Genomic DNA, 18,940 nt, shown 5'->3' on the forward strand with positions numbered 1-18,940 from the left:
TCGGCCGCCTGAAAGATTGGCGCCGCGTCGCCACACGCTACGACCGATGCCCAACGGTCTTCTTCTCGGCCGTTGCCCTCGCGGCCACAGTCATCTTCTGGCTATGACCAATGAGTCCTGACCCTAGCAGTCAGCCGGATATGTTTAATAGTAAGGTATTGAAGCCTTTGCCTCCAGCACCTTACGACTTCTTCTATAAGTACCGAGACGCTGACGGATTGCATGAATGTCGATGTCATGACTGGGAGGTTGAGCAGACATTCATCAACTGGGAGAGGAAATATGGAGAGTCGCAGACTTTAACGAGAATGGCAGATTGTTTTGGTGGCGAGTATCCTTCCGGTGGAATGGCGCTCGCAATGGGAACACATTCAGCTTACCCCGACATTTGGATGATTATCGGGGTCGTTCGCATGAAGCCAACCGCTCAGCCATCCCTGTTATGAGTGCTGTTAAGGGCATTCCCTCAGTACATAACGTGGTAGATACGGCACATGGCCGATCTCACCCCCATTGAGTCGGAGTTCGCGACCAGCGAGGACGCCGCGGCCTACGACGCGTGGTTCCGCGCGAAGGTCGAGCGGGCGATGGCATCCACGGCTCCGCGCATCCCGCACGACGAAGTCATGGCGATGGCGCGCGCCGTGATCGACCGGCACCGGTTGAAGTGACGCTCACACTGGTCTGGACCGATGAGGCCACGACCGATCTGCTGGATATTCTCGACTATATCGCCGTACGCTACGTCAACGGCAACGCCAGCACATCGCGCGGCGAACTCCGGGAGCTGGCATGATCCGCGCCGTCATCCTTGCCGTTCTGCCGCTCGCGCCATGCAGCGCCGCGGCGGCGGTGCCGCCGTCGACCGTACCGTCCGCGCTCGATCGCGATCTTGCCGCCTATGCCGTCGCCAGTTGCTTCGCCGCCATGCCGCAGCCTCACCTGAAAGAGCAGGGCGAGCGATGGGCCGGAGCGGTGATCCAGCGCGGACACGGCAGTCCGGAACAATGGAGCCCGGTCGCCGATGCGGTCGCGGCAGAACTGAAACGTGCTGGCATCGCGCAGGGGCAGGGGGATGGTCCGCAGGCCCCGACCGTGCCGCTTCCGGTGATGACCTGCGGCGAGATCACGCACGCCGCTACCGTCCGTGCCGCAATCGCTATCGCCCGCCGCGCGTTGACGGTGGATTACAAGCACCCTTGATCTCACGGGCATCGTCCCGATCGCGTTGCGGGATGCTCGCCATCCGCCACGCCCCCCGCTGTGCATGATCCCCCGCAATCCGGATCGCGCCAGCGGACGCGCCGTCTGCCCCGCCGCCCACGCCGTGCCGGCCCCCGCCGATTCCGCCCTCATCGATCCGCCGCCCCGTGAACCCGGAACACCCCCGCCGCCCGCCCGTTGACCGCGCCATGATGCCCCCATCGGCAAAGGAAAACGGCATGGATTACAAGAAGATCGGCTTTGGACTCGGCGCCTTTGCGGCGGGTGCGGTGGCATGGACCGCAGCAGCGGCGGCCTTCGGCCCGCAGCCCGGTTCGCGCCGCCCCGCATCGAACGACGACGACACCGGCGCAGGCGCGGTGCCGGGCGACGGCACCACCTCGCCGATCGCCCCGCGTCCGGAGACGATGGCCGCCGCCCCGGTCGGCATGGCCGAAACCGAAAAGCATTTTCAGGAACGCCCCGGCAACCCCGCCGCCGAACACGTTCCCACCGACCTGATGGGTGACACCCACCCCGGCAACGACAGCCGCGCCGTCGACGCCTTCCGCCCTGATCCGACTGCGGTCCCGACCGAACAGGAACGCGAAGCGCTGCGCCCCGCCACCGGCCCCGCCCCGACGCTGGTCGCCGACCGCGGCAGCGGTTTCAGCGAAGGGGCAGGGGCCGCCTGACGCAACCATTCCGATACGCCGCGCATTCGACTTAACATCCATCAATCATGGGAGGATTTGTTCGAATGCGCGCACCCCTGATCGCGGCGATGGCCGCAGCGACCGCTCTGGCCGGCTGTTCCAGCTATGGCACCGACACCCGCTATCGCGGCTATTCGGCCTATGACTACAACCGTGCCGACCCGGCCTATGGCGGCTATTACGCCGATCGCTATTACGCCGACGGCCCGCGCTACCGCGAGCGTCGCCTGTCTGCCCGCGACCGCGTCTATCGCGGCGAGAACGGCAAATATTATTGCCGCCGCAACGACGGCACCACCGGTCTGATCGTCGGCGGCATCGCCGGCGGCGTGCTCGGCAACATCATCGCACCGGGCGGTTCGGATCTGCTCGGCACCCTGCTCGGCGGTGCCGCCGGTGCTGCGGTCGGACGCTCGGTCGACCGCAACAACGTGCGCTGCCGGTAAACGGCATGGTCCCGCGTCAGTCGTTGCCCAGCAGCGACGATTTGCGCGGGATCGTCTCGCCCTGCGGCTGTCCCTTGTCCAGCGTCTCGCTCGGCCGGCGGGCATCCCCGGGGCGCTGATGCTCGGTCGACAGATTGGGGTCGTCGGTTTCGGTGGTCGGCTTGATGTCGTCTTTCATGATCGTCTCCTCTGCCGCTCCAACGGCCGGCCGTCCGCCACCGTTCCGCTTGCGGCCTGCCCCGCAACCGCTAGCATCGGCGGGACATTGTTCCCGGAGCCCCGATGCGCCTGACCCTCACCACCGCCGCCCTCCTGCTCGCCACCGCTGCCCCGGCAACGGCGCAGACGATCCACCAATACGGCAATCTCGCGCTCTCCCCGGCCGGCGACCGCATCGCCACGGTAGAGGCCGCGGCCGGTCACGCTGTGGTGACCATCCGGGCCGTCGCCGACGGCCGCATCCTCCGCACGATCGATCCCTGCAAGACCTGCAGCTATTCCGGCCTCACCTTCGCCCCCAACGGCGACCTCGTCTTCCTGGTCCGCGACACCGCCGCCGTCCGCCTGACCTATGCCGATGCCCGCTCGACCCGTACCGTCGCCACCATCCCCGGCATCGCGCAGACCCCGCGCGTCTCGCCGGACGGCAAGCGCATCGCCCTGCTGGTGACCCTCGGCGCCGCCAAGGAATCCGGCGCGACCCAGGCCGGCGTCAGGATGATCGGCGAGATCGGCGAGCGGAACGACGAACAGCGCCTCGCCGTCTTCGACATCGCCCGTCCGGCGACACAGGTCACTCCGCTGTCGCCATCGGGCCGCTACGTCTACGAATACGACTGGACTCCCGACGGTCGCGGTTTCGTCGCGACCACGGCGCTGGGCAACGGCGACAACAATTGGTGGGTCGCGACGCTCGACGCCATCGACGCGACGACCGGCGCGGTTCGCTCCATCGCCAGACCGACGACCCAGCTGAATCAGCCCAGAGTGTCCCCGGATGGTCGCACCGTCGCCTATGTCGGTGGTCTGATGAGCGATTTCGGCTCGATCGGCGGCGACGTCTTCACCGTCCCGCTGACCGGCGGCACTCCGCGCAACATCACCGCCGGCGCCAGATCCACCGTCACCACGATCGACTGGACCGCCGCCGGGCTGCGCACCGTCACGCTCGCCGGCGATTCGGTCCAGCTCGGCACGCTCACTCCCGGCCGTCCCGTCGTCGCCGGCTTCGCCAAGCCGGCCAGCGTCGGCGCCGGCGACGGTCGCGCCGTCTTCTCCGCCGATGGCCGTATCGCCGCCGCCGTGGTGCAGGATTACGAACACGCCCCCGCCATCTATGCCGGCCCGATCGCCGCGCTTCGCCAGATCACCCACGACAACGACGCGGCGCCCGCGGTTGCCACTGCCCGCAGCATCAGCTGGAAAAACGAAGGGTATGACGTTCAGGGCTGGCTACTCGCACCCCGCACCGCTCCCGCTGGCAAGGCGCCGATGATCACCATCGTCCATGGTGGACCGTCCTCGGCATCGATGCCCAACTACCTTTATCCGACCTCGCTCAATGCCGCGTTGCTACAGGCCGGCTATTACGTCTTCCTGCCGAATCCGCGCGGCAGCTATGGTCAGGGCGAGGCGTTCACCGCCGCAAACAGGCGCGATTTCGGCGGCGGCGATCTGCGCGACATCCTTGCCGGTATCGATGCGGTCGAACGCGTCGCTCCGGTGGACGACGATCGCCTCGGCCTCGGCGGATGCAGCTATGGCGGCTTCATGGCGATGTGGGCGAACACGCAGACGAACCGCTTCAAGGGTATCGTCGCCGGCGCGGGCCTGTCCAACTGGGTCAGCTATTACGGCACCAACGGCATCGACCAGTGGATGCTGCCGTTCTTCGGCAAATCGATGTACGACGACATGAAGGCCTATGAGGACGTGTCGGCGATCTACCAGGCCGGCAAGGCGAGGACGCCGACCTTCATCTACGTCGGTGAACGCGACATAGAAGTGCCGCCGACGCAGTCGATCGAATGGTGGCATGCGCTGAAGGACCGGAACGTCCCGGTCAGCCTCGTGATCTATCCCGACGCCGGCCATTGCGTGCCTGCCCCGGACCAGTCCGCCGACGTTCGGCGGCGGGCGATCGCGTGGTTCGACCGCTATGTGAAGGGCGCGAAGTAACGCCCGGCGTCAGAACAGCGGCTTGCCCGAATCCTTCCATTTGTCGAGCACGGTGGATGCGGGCGGCAGGGTGTCGCCCGCCTTCGTCGCCGCCGGTGCCGGTGCCGGCGCCGGCGTCACGTAACTGCCGCTCTCGGCATAGGCCGGGCGGACCTGCGCCGCGTTCGTCACCGGCGCGACCGGCAGCGGTGCCGCCGCGGCGATGACCGCCGGCGTCACCGCGACCGGCAGCGGTGCCGCCGCGGCGATGACCGCCGGCGTCACCGCGACCGGCGGCAGGACCAGCGGCCGGTGCGGTCCCGGCACCGGCTCGCCGCCGCGATAGACCTGGCGAAATGCGGTCCGCGTGCCCCAGAACCCTTTCCACCGGTGGAACAGGTGCGCGCCCACCACGTCGGTCATCACCAGACTGCGGTTCCACACCGGCGTCACGGCGTAGGTGTGGTAGTGCGTCGCCAGCCCGACCGGCGCATAGACATAGCCCGCCAGCGCCATCGCGGCGTTGCGGGCCGCCCGCACCCACGCGGTTCGCGCCGGCACCCGCGCCATCGCGCCGTCGCAGGCGAAGCTGAACTGGCACCCCGACCGCTCCGATCCCTGATACACCACGCCGCAGACCGTCGCCGGAAAGGCGGGGTGCCGCGCCCGGTTGAGGATCACCTGCGCCACCGCGGACTGGCCGGCATCGGGTTCCGACGCGGCCTCGTAATAGATCGCCGTCGTCAGGCACTCCAGCGCACGGGAACGATCCAGGCCGGTCGCTGCCTTCAGCGAAAACGGCAGAGCCGCGGTGATCCCGGCATCCGCCCGCAGCGCCGCCGTCGCGACCTCGGTGGAGACGGGCAGCGCAGGCAAGGCGGTGGTGCCGGTCACACCCTGCGCCGGTGCGGCGGAGTCGGCAACGGCCGGATCCGCCGCCACCACATCCGTGTAGAGCAGGGCCGCACCCGGAAAATGATCCTCGGCCTCGTAACCGGCCGGCGCCGGCAGGGGAGGGGGCACCACCTCGCTATGCGCCGAGATCGCCCGCCACGCGGCCTGCGCCGACAGCGCGATGGTCAGCGCGAGGCCCAGCGCTACCAGCGCCGCCCACACCCGCGTCATCGTCCGAACCGTCCGCATCGCCACTCGCATGCGCCGCGAATAGCTTACATCCGGTGTAGCGTCCGCCCCGGATTCGCACCCGTCCCGTCGTGGGACGGATGCGAACGCCGGTAGGAACCGACGGGCCGCCGGCGATGGGCCTTACTTCAGCGTCGCGCTATCCAGATTGAGCTGCGCCTCCGTCAGCGTTTCGGCGTCCGGCCGTGCCGCTTTCAACGGGACGATGAACTGTTTGGCATCGCCGACGATCGCAACGCTGGCCGCCCTCGGGTCGAGCAGCGCCGCCGAAGCCGACTGCACCGCCGCCGGGGTCACCGCCTCGACCTTCGCGGTATAGGTCTGCAATTCGGTCAGCGGTACGCCGTCGAGCACATATTCGCCGATCATGCCGGCGATGCCGTCGGTCGTCTCCACCGCGCGTCCGAAGCCGCCCACCAGCACCGCCTTGCGGGTGGCGAGTTCGGCTTCCGGCACCGGTGCCGCCCCCATCCGCGCCATCTCGGCCGTCATCAGCGTCACCACCTCCGCCGCGGTCGCGTTCTTCGTCTGCGTCCGCGCGGCGATGCTGCCGACCGACCGTGCCGCATCGACGCCGCTGCCCGCGCCATAGGCGAGGCCACGCTTGATCCGCACCTCCTGGTTCAACCGCGACGAGAAGCCGCCGCCCAATACGGTGTTGGCGACCGCAAAGGGATAGTAGCGCGCGTCCGCCCGCGGGATCGCCGGTCGCTCGACCACCACCCCGGCCTGACCCGCACCGGGCATATCGATGACGATCGTGCGGGGGGCAGGGAAGCTCGTCGCGGTCGGCAACGCCGCGGCGGCAGCCGTGGGCGCGCGCCACCCGCCCAATTGCGCCTCGGCCAGCGCCCGGGCCTGCGCCGGCGTGACATCGCCGACCAATACCAGCGCCGCCTGATCGGGGCGCCAGGTGCGGGCATAGGCCGCGGTCACGTCGGTCCGCGTGATCGCCTTCAGCGACGCAGGCGTGCCGCTGCCCGGCGCGCCGAACGGCGAGGCACCGAACGCCGCGCGATCGGCGACCATCGCGGCCAGCTGTGCCGGGTTCTTGAACGCGACCGTCACGGCATCGACCTGCTGCGCCCGTGCCCGCTCGAGTTCCTCCGCGGCGAAGGTCGGGTGCGTGGCGACATCGGCGAGGATCGCCATTGCCGGGGCGAGTTGATCCGACTTCACCGTCACCGCGACGGTGCCGCCCTCGCTCGCCGCGTCGGCTCCGATCGACCCGCCGAGGCTTTCGATCTGGCGCGCGATCTCGGTCGCCGATCGCGTCGCCGTCCCCTTGGTCATCAGGCTGGCGGCGAGGCTGCTGACGCCGGACCGGGTTGCGGGATCGAGCGCCTGTCCGCCCGTCGCGACCAGATAGGCGGTGGCGATCGGCAGGTCGTGGCGTTCGACGGTGATGACCCGCAGCCCGTTGCCAAGCCGCGTCTCCACCGGCTGCGGCAGGTTGGCCTTGATCGGCGTGGCAGGGGCGGGCGGCTGGATCCGCTGGCCCTCGGGGGCCGGCGTGACGATGGCGATGTTCGCCGGTGCCTTCAGCGGCGCGGTCTGCACCGACGATGCGACGGCTATGGTATCACCGCTCTGTCCGGCGGGCTTGGCCGTATCGGGCAGATAGCGGATCGTCGCCGACTGGTTGTCGCCCAGATACCGGCGGGCCACGCGCTGCACGTCGGCTGCGGTCACCTGCGCGATCGCGGCGAGCTGCCGGTCCGCCGCCCTGGCATCGCCGTCGACGATGACCGAGGAGGCGAGAATGCGCGCCTTGCCTTCCGCCGTTTCGCGGCTCTTGATGGCCGACGTCAGGATCTCGTTCTTCGCTTCCGCCAGCTCGGCTGCCGTCACCGGCGCATCGCGGAATCGTGCGATCTCGCGCTTCAGCGCCGTTTCGCCCTGATCGACGGTCTTGCCGCCCGCCAGGATCGCATAGGCGATCAGATTGCCGGTGCCCTGTTTGCTGTCGAGAAACGACGAGGCATCCTGCGCCAGCTGGTCGCGATAGACGAGGCTTTCGTACATCCGGCTGCTCTCGCCGGTGGACAGGATCGTCTGGAGCACCGTCAACGCCGGAATGTCCGCGTCGCGGTCTGCGGGTACGTGCCAGCTCATCAGCACCGCAGGCAAAGGCGTGTTCGGCTCGTATACGGTATAGCTCACGGCCTTGGTCCGCGGCGGCTCCTGCACCGTCACGCGCGGGATCGCCGTCGACGGTCTGGCTATTCCGGCGAAATACTGGTCGATCCACGCGTCGAGCTGCCGGGGATCGTAGTTCCCCGATACGACGAGGATCGCGTTGTCGGGTCGATAATAGGTCGCGTGGAACCCGCGAACGTCGTCGATCGACGCCGCTTCCAGATTCTCGATGCTGCCGATCGTCGATCGCGCATAGGGATGCGTGGTGTAGGCGGCGGCCGACAGATAGGTGGAGAACAGCTTGCCATAGGGCCGCGCGAGCGTGCTCTGGCGCAGCTCCTCCTTCACCACGTCGCGCTCGGACGCGAAGCTCTTCGGCTCGACCACCAGACTGGCCATCCGGTCCGCCTCGGCGAACAACAGCCGTTGCAGGTGATTGGCGGGTACGACCTCGTAGTAATTCGTAAAATCGTCGTTGGTCGAGGCGTTGTTGTAGCCGCCGACATCCTCGGTCAGCCGATCCATCTGTTCGGACACGAGATTGCGCGTCGCCTTGAACATCAGATGTTCGAACATGTGCGCGAAGCCGGATCGGCCCTGCGGATCGTCCTTCGACCCGACATCGTACCACACCTGCACCGCGACGTTGGGCGTCGTCGTGTCGCGCAACGCATAGACGCGCAGCCCGTTCGGCAGCGTCCGCTCGGTATAGGCGATCGGCTTCACCGCAGCGGTGTTCGCCTGCGGCTTGGTTTGGGCGGTGGCGGCGATGGGCAGCAGCGCGGCCCCCAGCAACAGGGCGGCACGAACGAGGCGCATGGAAAAAGGCTCCGGCTCAGGCGGGACGATGCCGCCGGTTCAACCGGGTTGTGCGGGTGGTGTCAATGCGGGGGATGTTTCATTCACGCGAAGCCGCGGAGACGCGAAGAGGAAGAAGATTGGTTCGCGCGGAGGCGCGGAGACGCGGAGAAGAAGACAGGAAGATTGGCACAATGCCCTCGGCGCAGCCGCTTACAAACCGCGGCGCGCCGCGCGCGCTGACCAGCATGAGATAAAGCCTGCGGCGCCACGCCACCCTCTTCTTCTCCGCGTCTCCGCGCCTCCGCGCGAAAAAACCTTCTTCGCGCCTTGGCGTCTTCGCGTCTTCGCGTCTTCGCGAGAAAATCAGTCCTTCTTCTTCCCGGAATTAGCGAACAACACAGCCGCCGCCACCGCAGCCGATCCGATCCCCACGCCGATGATGCGCATCGGCCAATGGTTCTTGTCCACCTTGCCGCGCGACTTCGCTGCGGCGTCCTGCTGCGCCTTGGCGGCGGCGGCGGCTTCCAGGATCTCGTTGGGCTGATCCGACATGCTTACTCTCCCTTGGCCCTCTGGTAACGCGCACGGAACGCGTTCGCGAACGGGGTCAACTCTCCGGCCGCAATGGCGCTCCGCAGGTCCGCCATCAAGGCCTCGTAGAACCAGATATTATGTTCGGTCATCAGCATCGCACCCAGGATTTCGCCCGCGCGGACCAGATGATGGATATAGGCCCGGCTCCAGGTCGAACACACCGGGCAGGCGCATTCCGGATCGAGCGGTGCCTGATCCTCGCCGAACTTCGCGTTGCGCAGGTTGATCGGTCCGGTGCGCGTAAACGCCTGTCCGGTCCGCCCCGACCGGGTCGGCATCACGCAATCGAACATGTCGATGCCGCGCTCCACCGCGCCGACGATATCGTCGGGCTTGCCGACGCCCATCAGATAGCGCGGCTTGTCGGCAGGCAGCTGTCCCGGCGCGAAATCGAGGCAGCCGAACATCGCCTCCTGCCCCTCGCCGACCGCGAGGCCGCCGACCGCATAGCCATCGAAGCCGATATGGATGAGCGCATCCGCCGATGCCTTGCGCAATCCTTCGTCCAGTGCGCCCTGCTGGATGCCGAAGATCGCGTTGTTCTCCGCATGCGCGCCGCCGCCGTCGAAGGCGTCGCGTGATCGCTGCGCCCAGCGCATCGACCGCTCCATCGCGGCTGCCTGCACTTCCCGCGTCGAGGTGGTCGGGACCAGCTCGTCGAACGCCATGACGATGTTGGACCCGAGCAGCCGCTGGATCTCGATCGAGCGTTCCGGGCTGAGCAGATGCCGCGTACCATCGAGGTGCGACTTGAACGACACGCCCTCTTCGGATCGCTTGGTCAGGTCGGCTAGGCTCATCACCTGATATCCGCCCGAATCGGTCAGGATGGGCCGCTCCCATCCCATGAAATCGTGCAACCCGCCAAGGCGTGCGACGCGTTCGGCACCCGGTCGCAGCATGAGGTGATAGGTGTTGCCGAGGATGATGTCCGCGCCCGACGCGGCGACATCGGCGGGCTTCATCGCCTTGACCGTCGCGGCGGTGCCGACGGGCATGAACGCGGGCGTGCGGATCGCACCGCGCTGCATGCTGATGGTGCCGGTACGGGCGCGGCCATCCGTGGCGGCGATGGAAAAGGCGAAACGGGACATGACGCTCGCGCTTTGGCGAAGCCCGCGGGCGGTGTCGAGCGTTGGTGAGGCAGAAGGAGATACGGACATGACCGACCAACCCTTGGCTCCGGGCGATCAGGCCCCCGCCGGCACTCCCGGCACGGGCGAGAATGTCTGCCCGCGCTGCAACGGCAGCGGCCGGATCGACGATGCGGCCTGTCCGGCGTGCGAGGGCAGCGGCGTGGTGATCGAGGGGATCGGCGGCGGCTGACGGCGGTTCAGCGCTTGCGGGGCGGTCCCATCGTCCGTCCGGCCATGGCGCGGATCGTCAGCAGTTCCTTGCGGCTGAGGCTGCCGTCCTTGTCCGCGTCGAGCCTTGCGAACACCTTGCGGAATGCCGCCTGCAATTCCGCAGGCGTGATCCGGTTGTCGCCATCGCCGTCCACCTCGAACGGGCTGGGCAGCGCGTTGCGGTCGCCCAGCCAGCGCTCCGCCCAGTCGGCGAAGGCGATATAGCCGATCGATCCGCTATTGCCGGCGTCGATCGCGGCATAGCTGCGCCGCACGCCCGCTTCCATCTCCGCGCGGGTGGTGCGCCCGTCGCCATCGGCATCGAACCCCGCCAGGGCCATGCCGACCGGCTCGACCACGAAGGTCGCCGGCGGCTGACCGGGGCCGGCGGGAGGGAGGACCGGCGGGGGTGGCGTTACGGCTTGAAGCAGCAGGGCGAACAGCATGCCACCGTGATGCCAGCATCGCCGCCGGATCGCCAGCGATCGATTATGCCGTCAACGGCGGCCGGCCTGCGTCGTGACGGTGGCCTTGTGTTCCATCGGCCCGCCGCCATGCTCCCGGCTGAATTGCTGTATGACCCCCCTGACGATCTGGTTCGCAATGCCGCCATAGGTCGTGTTGAAATCGTGCCCCGAATACGGGAACAGGATCAGGCGCACGGTCGCGCCCGCGGCCTGCGAACGTCGCGCGAATTCCTGTACGTCGGCAACCGGCAACAGCGGATCTTCGCGTCCGGCCATGATGAGCGTCGGCGGATTTCGGCGGTCGGCATAGCGACGCAGGTCCAGCGCGGCATAGCGCTCCGGGTAACGCTCCGGCGATCCGCCGAGGTACAGCGTCATGTAATGGCGCTGCACCGCCTGCATCTCGCCGTCATGCAGCCAGGAATTGCGCGGGTCGATCAGGGGTGCCCGCACCCACACCGCCGCGGGCCGTGGCACCTGCGCGCCGCATGCGGTGGCGCCACGACCGGGGCCGGCGGAATAGGCTGCCGCCATCGCCAGATGCGCGCCTGCGGATACGCCGCTCAGCGTCAGCCGGCGGACGTCGACGCCCAGTGCATCCGCGTTGCCGGCGATCCAGCCCAGCGCGCACCGGACGTCTTCCAGCGCCAGATTCCAGGTCGGCCGTCCGGGCCGCGCCAGGCGATAGTCGATGCTGACGACGGTCCAGCCCCGCCGCGCGTAATGCCGCATGTTCGCCGCGCCGACCCGTCGATCGCCGCCGACGAATCCGCCGCCGTGGACGATCATCATCACCGGTGTGCGCTCCAGCCGCAGCGCGGCGGGCGGTCGATAGATATCGAGCCACAGCGGTTCGCCGGCGGGCGCGGCATAGATGCGGCTTTCGTCCGGCGCGCCCGTTTCGCTGAAATGCCGCAACGACAACGTCTTGCCGATCCTGATCGGCACGTCGTTGCGATAGGCGATGACGAGGAAATGGCCGATGATTCCGCCCGCCGTCAGCACCATCAGCGTGGCGGCCGTCCGCAATCCAAGGGTCGCACGCGTCGATCGGCGCAGGTCGAACAGGATCGCGACGATCAGCGCGGCGATGCCGCCCAGCAGCAACCAGGGCGCGGCGTTGGGTATCACCTCGATCGCATACAGGCGCAGCATCGGGATCACCGGCACCAGCGCTGACCATAGCAGGATCAGGCTGCCCGCGACGAACAGCCCCGTGACCGTCATCGTGCCGGTCCGTAACAAGCGCGTCGCTGCGTTCATGTCGTCGATCCCGATACGGCGGCGAGCGGTATCGGCGCGGCCGCGTCCGCCGTCGCCGGCCGACGCGGGATCATGCCCAGCACTCCGGCGATACCGGCATGACGCGCCAACCCCATCTGCAAGGCGATCAGGCTCAGGATCGTCGTCGCCAGCATCGGCAGGCCGACCATCCCGGCGGTCGTCCACAGACCGAACAGCATCGGGTGCCACAGATAGAAGAACAGGCTGTTGCGTCCGATCTCCGCGACCACCGGAACGGCGTACGGGATCGTGCGGATGCGTGGCAGCAGATAGATCAGCGCCAGCGACGACAGCAGGCTCGCGGCGACCTCGCCCGCAAGGTTCGGCTCACCGTACAGCTTGCACCACCAGACCACACCGATCGGGACCAGCATAATTGCCGCGATAGTACGCCAGCGATCGGGCGCCCGTCGTGCAATCCACAGGCCGTAGTAAAAATAGATCGGATAAATAAAAAACCGACGATCCAGCAGCGACGCATGCGCCGCCTGCGTGACATGGCCAACGCCAAACACGTACATCGCGCCAATACTCAAGGGAATCGCAATCCCCAGCATCGCGACCGGGCTCAGCCGGCTGCTCGCGGCCACAACGATGAACGCCATCAGTACGGGCACGAACCAGAAGTGATACGGCGGACGAACCAGCATCGTGTAGGGCGTCAGCAGCGCAACCTGCTGGGTGATAATTAGATAGACGATCAACGCAGCGACCCACGGCATGATCAGGCGCGCATTGTAGCGTCGTAGCAATCGCGGCAGAGGCGTCGCGCGTGCGCGTTCGAGGCTAAACAGATAGCCCGACAGACCGATGAACAGCGGCATGCGAAACCCGGTCCCGAGCCAGGTCAAGAGGCTCGTACGATCGGCGAGTTCTCCGTAATGACCCAGGATGACGGCCAGTACGAGCAACCCGCGGACGCTGTCGATCGCCGTATTGCGGCGGCCTGGATCGGCCGAACCCATCAATGCCACCGCCCGCTCCGCCCCGAGATCGCCTCTGTATTCGCCTGCCTTAGCAAGCAAACGGTTAAGGAGAGATAGGCCCGGATGGACACGGTCGCTCAACGGACGATACGCAGTCCCTTGCTCCTGTCCGTCGCAACGTGCAGCAAGTCGTCGACCTGTGCCGCAAGATCGACTTGACGGAACGGTTTGGCAAGACGCGGTACGTCGGAGGGCACGTCCGTTCCGGTCGCCGCATAGCCGGTGATCAACAGCATCGGCAAGGCATGGCCGCGGCCGCGCAACTCGCCGATCAGCGCCGCCCCGGTCATACCTGGCATCAAATAATCGGTGACCAGCAGATCGACCTCGGCGCCGCTACGGATCACCGTCAGCGCCTGACTGCCCGATGATACCTCGACCACCTGATAGCCGATATCGCGCAGCATGTCGGCGGTCGCCAAACGGACGATGTCCTCATCGTCGACGAGCAATATCCGGGCGGCTCGCCGCGCCTGCATCGGTTCACTGCGCCGATCGGCAATGACTGTCGGCTCGTCCTGCGTCGCGGGTAACCACAGTTCCACGCTGGTGCCCTGACCGGGTTCGCTCGCCAGCGTCAATGTGCCGCCCGATTGCGCGGCCAGACCGTGAATCATCGAAAGGCCGAGCCCTGTGCCCTTGCCGACGCCCTTGGTCGAAAAGAACGGCTCGGTCGCGCGAGCCAGCGTCGCCTGATCCATACCGACGCCTGTGTCACCCGCGAGGATCCGCACATAACGCCCGGCATCCAGGCCAATGGCGTTGCGTCGGGTGAGCGACGCGTCGGCGACCGTAATGGTCAATTGGCCGCCGCCGGGCATGGCATCGCGTGCGTTGATCGCGAGGTTGAGCAACGCCAGTTCGAGCTGATTGGGATCGACGCGGGCGGGCGGCAGGCTCGGCGGAACCTCGAGTACCACCTTGATCGTCGGGCCGAGCGAACGACGAATCAGGTCGACCATACCGTCGATCAGTGCACCGATATCAACCGCTTTGGGTTGAAGCGCCTGTCGCCGGGCGAATGCTAGCAGTCGCTGGGTCAAAGTCGCCGCGCGCTCCGCCGCCTGTAGCGCGCCGCCAACCATCCGCTGCGTGCGCTCGTCATCCAGATGACGGCGGCGGACCATGTCGAGACTGCCGACGATCGGCGTGAGCAAATTATTGAAATCATGCGCGACCCCGCCGGTGAGTTGGCCGATCGCGTCCATCTTCTGTGCCTGCGCCAGCTGGACATCGGCCTCTTTGCGGGTGGTGATGTCGGTCACGACGCCCGTCATACGAACCGGTTGGTCTGCCGAGTCGAAGCGGATGCGGCCTTTTTTGGTGATCCACCGCTGGCTGCCATCCGCCCCACGGATCGGGCATTCGATATCGAGCGTGCCGATAACGAGAGCGTTTTCGAATGCGGCGGCGATCGCATCGCGCTGGCGGGGGTCGACATGCGACAGCATCCGCTCGATCGACCATTCCGGCTGCGGCTCGGCATAGCCGAAGATCTCGTCGTGGCGAAGGCTGCGCTGTATTGTGCCGCTGGCGAGGTCGAGGTCCCAACTGCCCATGCCAGCGGCATCGAGCGCAAATTCCAGACTGCCGCGCGCCGCCTCCAGCTCCGCAGTCCGCTGCTTCACCGCTGCTTCCAGCATCGAGGCTGCCGAGCGGACTTCGTATTGCCGCGTTCGCGCCTTGATCGCCGACCGGATCGCACCGAGCATCGCCTCGGCATGCAGCGGGCGTTCCAGTAGCACGACGTTGCCAAGGTCGCCGACCCGTTCCGATGCCGCTGCGGATCGAGGGCCACGCGCACCGTTGGCGAGGACGACGAACGGCAGGTCCGACCAGGTGGGTTGCGCCGTTACCCAGGCGATCAACGGTGACCGATCCTCTGCCGCGAGTGCTTCTTCGGTGATGAGCACGGCTGCGACGTCGTCCGACAATGCCGCCATCAGGGCGGGCAGATCGGCGACGACGTCCGCCCGAATGCCGCCACGCCGTAGCAGGTCGGCCGCCACCGTCGCATCGCGTCCGCGGGGAGCTAGGATCATGACGGCCCCGTCCATCTCAGGTGACGATATCGTCGCCACGATCGCCCACGGGTATGGCATCGTGCGACGCCAGCAGTGCAACGCCTTCGCCCTGGAACGTCGGCACGCCGGTCAGGACGCCGCGGAATTCCTTCAGCGGTTCGCCAAACGTCAGGCCTGCCTCCTCGATCCGGAATTCGCGGATCATCCGTTCATGGCGCGCGGTTCGTGTCTTAATGACCGATATCGCCTGGCGTACCTCACCGAACGCTTCGAAATAGCGCAACTGGACCGCAGTGTCCGCGAGATAGCTGAGATCGACGTCGGCGCGCACGTCGCCCATGATGCCGTGCATTCCCAGGATCAGCATCGACACCACGCCGCGCTGGCCCAGATAGGTCAGTAACTCGTGCATCTGAAGGATTAGGAACTGCTCGCTCGGCATCGACTGCAGGTACGCATTGAGGCTGTCGACCACGATCATTCGCGCGCCGTCCTGCTCCACCGCAGCGCGCACGGTCGCGGCGAATTCGCCTGGCGACAGCTCCGCAGGATCGATCGCCCGCAGCGTCAATTGTCTCGAATCGATGAATGGCTGCAAATCCATGCCAAGCGCCTTCGATCGCGCCTTTAATGTCGCCGCCCGTTCGTCGAACAGGAAATAGGACGCCGGATCGCCGCGTTTCAGGGCGGCGACCATGCATTGGACCGTTGCAGTAGTTTTACCGACGCCCGCCGGACCGGTCAGCAGCGTCGCGGTGCCGGTGACAAGGCCGCCGCCCAGCAGCGCATCGAACGCCGTTGAACCCGTAGACACGAACGGCATCTCGCCATCATCGTGATGTTCCGACGCCACCAGCCGCGGATAGACGCACAGGCCGCCGCGTTCGATCTCGAAATCATGATAACCGCCGCGGAAGCGCACGCCGCGCATCTTGACCACATGCATGCGGCGACGCTGCGCCCCGAAACCCGACAGCGTCTGTTCCAGCGAAATGACGCCATGCGCGATGCTGTGCAATTGCAAGTCGCCACCCGAGGCGCTCTTGTCGTCGAGGACCAGCACGGTGCACTGGCGGGTCGAGAAATAATGCTTCAGCGCCAGGATCTGCCGGCGATAACGCACCGGACTTTGCGCCAGCAGCCGCAACTCGGACAGGCTGTCGATGACGACGCGGGCCGGCCGGATCTCGTCCACCCTGGCCATGATCGCCCGTACCGTTTCGCCGAGTTCGACCTCGCTGGGGTGCAGCAGCGTCTGTTCGTGATCGCCACCCAGCCCGTCCGCAGGTACCATCTCGAAGATCGTGATCGGATCGAGCGTCCAGCCATGCGTGTCGGCGACCGCCCGCAGTTCCACTTCGGTCTCGGCGAGCGTGATATACAGGCCGGTCTGACCGGCAGCGGCCCCGGTCAACAGGAAACCGAGACCCAGCGTGGTCTTGCCGGTGCCGGGCGTTCCCTCGACCAGATAAAGCCGCTCGGGCGTCAAACCCCCGTTGAGGATGTCATCCAGCCCGTCGATGCCGGTGGACGCGACCACTGATCCTTGTTGTTGCGACACTGACGGTTCCTGCGCCTAATCCGGGTCCGCAAAAGGAAATTGCGATCGTAGCATGTGCATAGTCGGCTTCGCCGCACGACGATAGCCATTCCCGGCATGCGATCCCGCTCAAGGGATCAGCAGCGAAGCGTCGCCGTAGGAATAGAAGCGATACCCCCGATCGATCGCATGCGCATAGGCCGCCTGCATCCGCTCCCGCCCCATCAGCGCCGATACCAGCATGAACAGTGTCGATTTGGGCAGATGAAAGTTCGTCAGCAGTCCGTCGATACCCCTGAACACGTAGCCGGGCGTGATGAAGATCGACGTATCGCCCGCGAGCGGTCGGATGATGCCATCCTCACCCGTCGCGCTCTCGATCAGGCGGAGCGAGGTGGTGCCGATGGCGATGACGCGACCCCCGCGGGCGCGGACGGCGTTCAGGCGGTCGGCGGTCGCGGCGTCGATCCGGCCCCATTCGGCATGCATGCGGTGATCGGCGGTATCGTCGGCCTTGACGGGCAGGAAGGTGCCGGCACCGACATGCAGTGTCAGCATCTCGTGCGAGATGCCTGCCTTATCGAGCGCTGCGATCAAGTCCGGCGTGAAGTGCAGCGCGGCGGTCGGCGCGGCGACGGCGCCGGGCTCGGCAGCGAACATCGTCTGGTAATCGTCGGCGTCCTGTGCGTCCGTCGGCCGCTTGGCCGCGATATAGGGCGGCAAAGGCATCCGGCCGGCGCGCTCGAGCAGCAGTTCGAGCGGTTCGTCACCGGCGAAATCGAGCGCGAAGCTGCCGTCCTCGGCACGGTCCGATGCCGTAGCGGTGACACCATTACCGAAGTCGATCGCGTCGCCGTCACGCAGTCGCTTGGCGTTGCGGATGAAGGCGCGCCAGCGTCGCGCGCCTTCGCGCTTGTGCAGCGTCGCGCCGATCTTCGCGTCTCCACGCCGGCCGTCGAGCCGGGCGGGAATGACGCGGGTGTCGTTGAAGACGAGGCAATCGCCAGCGCGCAACTGGTCGGGCAGATCGCCCACCGTCAGATCGCGCGTCGCATTGCCATCAAGCACCAGCAGCCGGGCAGTGTCGCGCGGCACCGCCGGCCGCAGCGCGATGCGTTCCGGCGGCAGCACGAAATCGAAGAGGTCGACTTTCACTTTGCGGCAGCGGGTGCCCTGGTGGCGGACGCGCGCTTCGGTACGGCCTTGCCCGCCGGACTGCTGCTGCCGGGCAGAGTCACAGGCGCGCCGAGCGTTACGGGCGCAGGCGCGGCGGCAGGCGTGTAGGGGGGAGGGTTGTCGGCGGCGATATAGGCGCGGATGACCTTGGTGGGGTCCGTCGGCGGCTCACCGCGTTCGATCGCGTCGACATATTGCATGCCCTCGATCACACGGCCGAAAACGGTGTACTTTTTGTCGAGGTTGAGGCGCGGCTGGAAGACGATGAAGAACTGGCTGTTGGCGCTGTTCTCGTCATCGGCACGTGCCGCGGACACGACGCCGCGGACGTGGGGGAGGTAGTTGAACTCCGCGGCGACATTGGGGAGCGTCGACCCGCCGGTGCCGTCGCCCTTGGGATCGCCGCCCTGCGCCATGAAGCCGTCGATGACGCGGTGAAATGCCAGGCCGTTGTAGAAGCCCTGGCGGGTCAGCAGCTTCACCCGCTCGACCATCTTCGGCGCCACGTCAGGACGCAGCCAGATCGTTACCCGTCCACCGTCGGAAAGGTCGAGGAGCCACAGATTTTCCTTGTCGGTGGTCAGCGGCGGGGCAGCGCGGCCGGCGACCTCTACCGGCAGCGTCTGCGCGAATGCAGGCACCGCGAACAGGCACATGAGGAACGCGAACAAACGGGCGAACGGACGCATGAAATTTCCAACTCTGGTGATGCCGGGCGGCTTAAACCAAATCGCTGATTGCACCAAACTGAACATCGTGGCCGGAATGGGGCGGAGACTTGCTGGTGGCGGGGAAAGGAACCGGCGGTCGGAAGAGCTCTGACAACAATGTAGCCTGAGCGACCATGCGGGGGGGGGGGGGGGGGGGGGGGGCGCCCCCCGCCCCCCCCCCCCCCGCCCCCCGCGCGCCCCCCCCCCC

At 67.0% G+C, this 18,940-nt stretch carries 19 protein-coding genes and 1 pseudogene; 8 read left to right on the forward strand and 12 right to left on the reverse strand.

What is annotated here, in order from left to right; all coding sequences use genetic code 11:
• The 6 genes and pseudogenes from LRA87_RS13875 to LRA87_RS13895 all read left to right on the forward strand — a co-directional run.
• A pseudogene (locus tag LRA87_RS13875) lies at nt 1-107 on the forward strand (IS5 family transposase); the annotation flags it as partial.
• 387 nt (nt 108-494) lie between these two features.
• Nucleotides 495-671, forward strand: a complete 177-nt coding sequence (gene relB, locus LRA87_RS13880) for a type II toxin-antitoxin system RelB family antitoxin (protein WP_230632323.1) — start codon at nt 495-497, stop codon at nt 669-671.
• Complete coding sequence (locus LRA87_RS18400) at nt 668-796, forward strand: hypothetical protein (protein WP_268934869.1); 129 nt, start codon at nt 668-670, stop codon at nt 794-796. The genes relB and LRA87_RS18400 overlap by 4 nt, the downstream gene beginning before the upstream one ends.
• A complete protein-coding gene (locus tag LRA87_RS13885; RefSeq protein WP_230632325.1) occupies nt 793-1,203 on the forward strand; it encodes a hypothetical protein in 411 nt (136 codons plus the stop codon). Before LRA87_RS18400 ends, LRA87_RS13885 begins: the two co-directional genes overlap by 4 nt.
• 239 nt (nt 1,204-1,442) lie before the next feature.
• Nucleotides 1,443-1,898 (forward strand): hypothetical protein, encoded by a 456-nt coding sequence (locus LRA87_RS13890; RefSeq protein ID WP_230632327.1) that lies wholly within the window; start codon nt 1,443-1,445, stop codon nt 1,896-1,898.
• Nucleotides 1,899-1,963: 65 nt separating this feature from the next.
• Nucleotides 1,964-2,365, forward strand: a complete 402-nt coding sequence (locus LRA87_RS13895) for a glycine zipper 2TM domain-containing protein (protein WP_230632329.1) — start codon at nt 1,964-1,966, stop codon at nt 2,363-2,365.
• 16 nt (nt 2,366-2,381) lie between these two features.
• Here the strand turns inward: LRA87_RS13895 and LRA87_RS13900 are convergent, their stop codons facing one another.
• Nucleotides 2,382-2,543, reverse strand: coding sequence for a hypothetical protein (locus LRA87_RS13900; RefSeq protein ID WP_230632330.1), 162 nt, complete (start codon nt 2,541-2,543; stop codon nt 2,382-2,384).
• Nucleotides 2,544-2,647: 104 nt separating this feature from the next.
• Between LRA87_RS13900 and LRA87_RS13905 the strand changes: the two genes are divergently transcribed.
• Nucleotides 2,648-4,543, forward strand: a complete 1,896-nt coding sequence (locus tag LRA87_RS13905) for a S9 family peptidase (protein WP_230632331.1) — start codon at nt 2,648-2,650, stop codon at nt 4,541-4,543.
• 9 nt (nt 4,544-4,552) lie between these two features.
• Here the strand turns inward: LRA87_RS13905 and LRA87_RS13910 are convergent, their stop codons facing one another.
• The 4 genes from LRA87_RS13910 to tgt form a co-directional block, all read right to left on the reverse strand.
• Nucleotides 4,553-5,677, reverse strand: coding sequence for a cell wall hydrolase (locus tag LRA87_RS13910; RefSeq protein ID WP_230632333.1), 1,125 nt, complete (start codon nt 5,675-5,677; stop codon nt 4,553-4,555).
• Nucleotides 5,678-5,788: 111 nt separating this feature from the next.
• On the reverse strand, nt 5,789-8,623 hold the full coding sequence (locus LRA87_RS13915; RefSeq protein WP_230632334.1) for a M16 family metallopeptidase: 2,835 nt from the start codon (nt 8,621-8,623) through the stop codon (nt 5,789-5,791).
• Between the two features lie 345 nt (nt 8,624-8,968).
• The gene (locus LRA87_RS13920) at nt 8,969-9,157 is read right to left on the reverse strand and encodes a hypothetical protein (protein WP_230632335.1); all 189 of its coding nucleotides are present in this window, start codon (nt 9,155-9,157) and stop codon (nt 8,969-8,971) included.
• 2 nt (nt 9,158-9,159) lie between these two features.
• A complete protein-coding gene (gene tgt / locus LRA87_RS13925; RefSeq protein WP_230632338.1) occupies nt 9,160-10,293 on the reverse strand; it encodes a tRNA guanosine(34) transglycosylase Tgt in 1,134 nt (377 codons plus the stop codon).
• Nucleotides 10,294-10,360: 67 nt separating this feature from the next.
• Here tgt and LRA87_RS13930 point away from each other — a divergent pair, with 67 nt between their 5' ends.
• The gene (locus LRA87_RS13930; RefSeq protein WP_230632340.1) at nt 10,361-10,525 is read left to right on the forward strand and encodes a hypothetical protein; all 165 of its coding nucleotides are present in this window, start codon (nt 10,361-10,363) and stop codon (nt 10,523-10,525) included.
• Nucleotides 10,526-10,532: 7 nt separating this feature from the next.
• On the opposite strand, the gene LRA87_RS13935 is transcribed toward LRA87_RS13930, so the two are convergent.
• The 7 genes from LRA87_RS13935 to LRA87_RS13965 all read right to left on the reverse strand — a co-directional run bounded on the left by LRA87_RS13935 (nt 10,533) and on the right by LRA87_RS13965 (nt 18,711).
• Entirely contained in the window at nt 10,533-10,991 is a 459-nt protein-coding gene (locus LRA87_RS13935; RefSeq protein WP_230632342.1) for an EF-hand domain-containing protein, read from the reverse strand.
• A gap of 51 nt (nt 10,992-11,042) precedes the next feature.
• Nucleotides 11,043-12,275 carry an alpha/beta hydrolase gene (locus tag LRA87_RS13940; protein ID WP_230632344.1) on the reverse strand — a complete coding sequence of 411 codons (1,233 nt, stop codon included), beginning with the start codon at nt 12,273-12,275 and terminating at the stop codon, nt 11,043-11,045.
• The gene (locus LRA87_RS13945) at nt 12,272-13,261 is read right to left on the reverse strand and encodes an acyltransferase family protein (RefSeq protein WP_230781621.1); all 990 of its coding nucleotides are present in this window, start codon (nt 13,259-13,261) and stop codon (nt 12,272-12,274) included. The genes LRA87_RS13940 and LRA87_RS13945 overlap by 4 nt, the downstream gene beginning before the upstream one ends.
• A gap of 98 nt (nt 13,262-13,359) precedes the next feature.
• Nucleotides 13,360-15,324, reverse strand: a complete 1,965-nt coding sequence (locus LRA87_RS13950; protein WP_230632346.1) for a hybrid sensor histidine kinase/response regulator — start codon at nt 15,322-15,324, stop codon at nt 13,360-13,362.
• 16 nt (nt 15,325-15,340) lie between these two features.
• On the reverse strand, nt 15,341-16,846 hold the full coding sequence (locus tag LRA87_RS13955; protein WP_230632348.1) for an ATPase domain-containing protein: 1,506 nt from the start codon (nt 16,844-16,846) through the stop codon (nt 15,341-15,343).
• Between the two features lie 129 nt (nt 16,847-16,975).
• Nucleotides 16,976-18,001, reverse strand: a complete 1,026-nt coding sequence (queA, locus tag LRA87_RS13960; protein ID WP_230632349.1) for a tRNA preQ1(34) S-adenosylmethionine ribosyltransferase-isomerase QueA — start codon at nt 17,999-18,001, stop codon at nt 16,976-16,978.
• Nucleotides 17,998-18,711 carry a peptidylprolyl isomerase gene (locus LRA87_RS13965; RefSeq protein WP_230632352.1) on the reverse strand — a complete coding sequence of 238 codons (714 nt, stop codon included), beginning with the start codon at nt 18,709-18,711 and terminating at the stop codon, nt 17,998-18,000. Before LRA87_RS13965 ends, queA begins: the two co-directional genes overlap by 4 nt.
• Nucleotides 18,712-18,940 lie beyond the last annotated feature (229 nt).

It is taken from the genome of Sphingomonas sp. Leaf37 (assembly GCF_920939475.1).
Classification (GTDB): Bacteria; Pseudomonadota; Alphaproteobacteria; order Sphingomonadales; family Sphingomonadaceae; genus Sphingomonas.

Coding starts and splice junctions, on each gene's coding strand:
- LRA87_RS13900 (WP_230632330.1), bottom strand. CDS start 2,543: ATGAAAGACGACATCAAGCCGACCACCGAAACCGACGACCCCAATCTG.
- tgt (WP_230632338.1), bottom strand. CDS start 10,293: ATGTCCCGTTTCGCCTTTTCCATCGCCGCCACGGATGGCCGCGCCCGT.
- relB (WP_230632323.1), top strand. CDS start 495: ATGGCCGATCTCACCCCCATTGAGTCGGAGTTCGCGACCAGCGAGGAC.
- LRA87_RS13950 (WP_230632346.1), bottom strand. CDS start 15,324: ATGATCCTAGCTCCCCGCGGACGCGATGCGACGGTGGCGGCCGACCTG.
- LRA87_RS13920 (WP_230632335.1), bottom strand. CDS start 9,157: ATGTCGGATCAGCCCAACGAGATCCTGGAAGCCGCCGCCGCCGCCAAG.
- LRA87_RS13940 (WP_230632344.1), bottom strand. CDS start 12,275: ATGAACGCAGCGACGCGCTTGTTACGGACCGGCACGATGACGGTCACG.
- LRA87_RS13930 (WP_230632340.1), top strand. CDS start 10,361: ATGACCGACCAACCCTTGGCTCCGGGCGATCAGGCCCCCGCCGGCACT.
- LRA87_RS13910 (WP_230632333.1), bottom strand. CDS start 5,677: ATGCGAGTGGCGATGCGGACGGTTCGGACGATGACGCGGGTGTGGGCG.
- LRA87_RS13895 (WP_230632329.1), top strand. CDS start 1,964: ATGCGCGCACCCCTGATCGCGGCGATGGCCGCAGCGACCGCTCTGGCC.
- LRA87_RS13965 (WP_230632352.1), bottom strand. CDS start 18,711: ATGCGTCCGTTCGCCCGTTTGTTCGCGTTCCTCATGTGCCTGTTCGCG.
- LRA87_RS13945 (WP_230781621.1), bottom strand. CDS start 13,261: ATGGGTTCGGCCGATCCAGGCCGCCGCAATACGGCGATCGACAGCGTC.
- LRA87_RS13935 (WP_230632342.1), bottom strand. CDS start 10,991: ATGCTGTTCGCCCTGCTGCTTCAAGCCGTAACGCCACCCCCGCCGGTC.
- LRA87_RS13905 (WP_230632331.1), top strand. CDS start 2,648: ATGCGCCTGACCCTCACCACCGCCGCCCTCCTGCTCGCCACCGCTGCC.
- LRA87_RS13890 (WP_230632327.1), top strand. CDS start 1,443: ATGGATTACAAGAAGATCGGCTTTGGACTCGGCGCCTTTGCGGCGGGT.
- LRA87_RS13915 (WP_230632334.1), bottom strand. CDS start 8,623: ATGCGCCTCGTTCGTGCCGCCCTGTTGCTGGGGGCCGCGCTGCTGCCC.
- LRA87_RS13885 (WP_230632325.1), top strand. CDS start 793: ATGATCCGCGCCGTCATCCTTGCCGTTCTGCCGCTCGCGCCATGCAGC.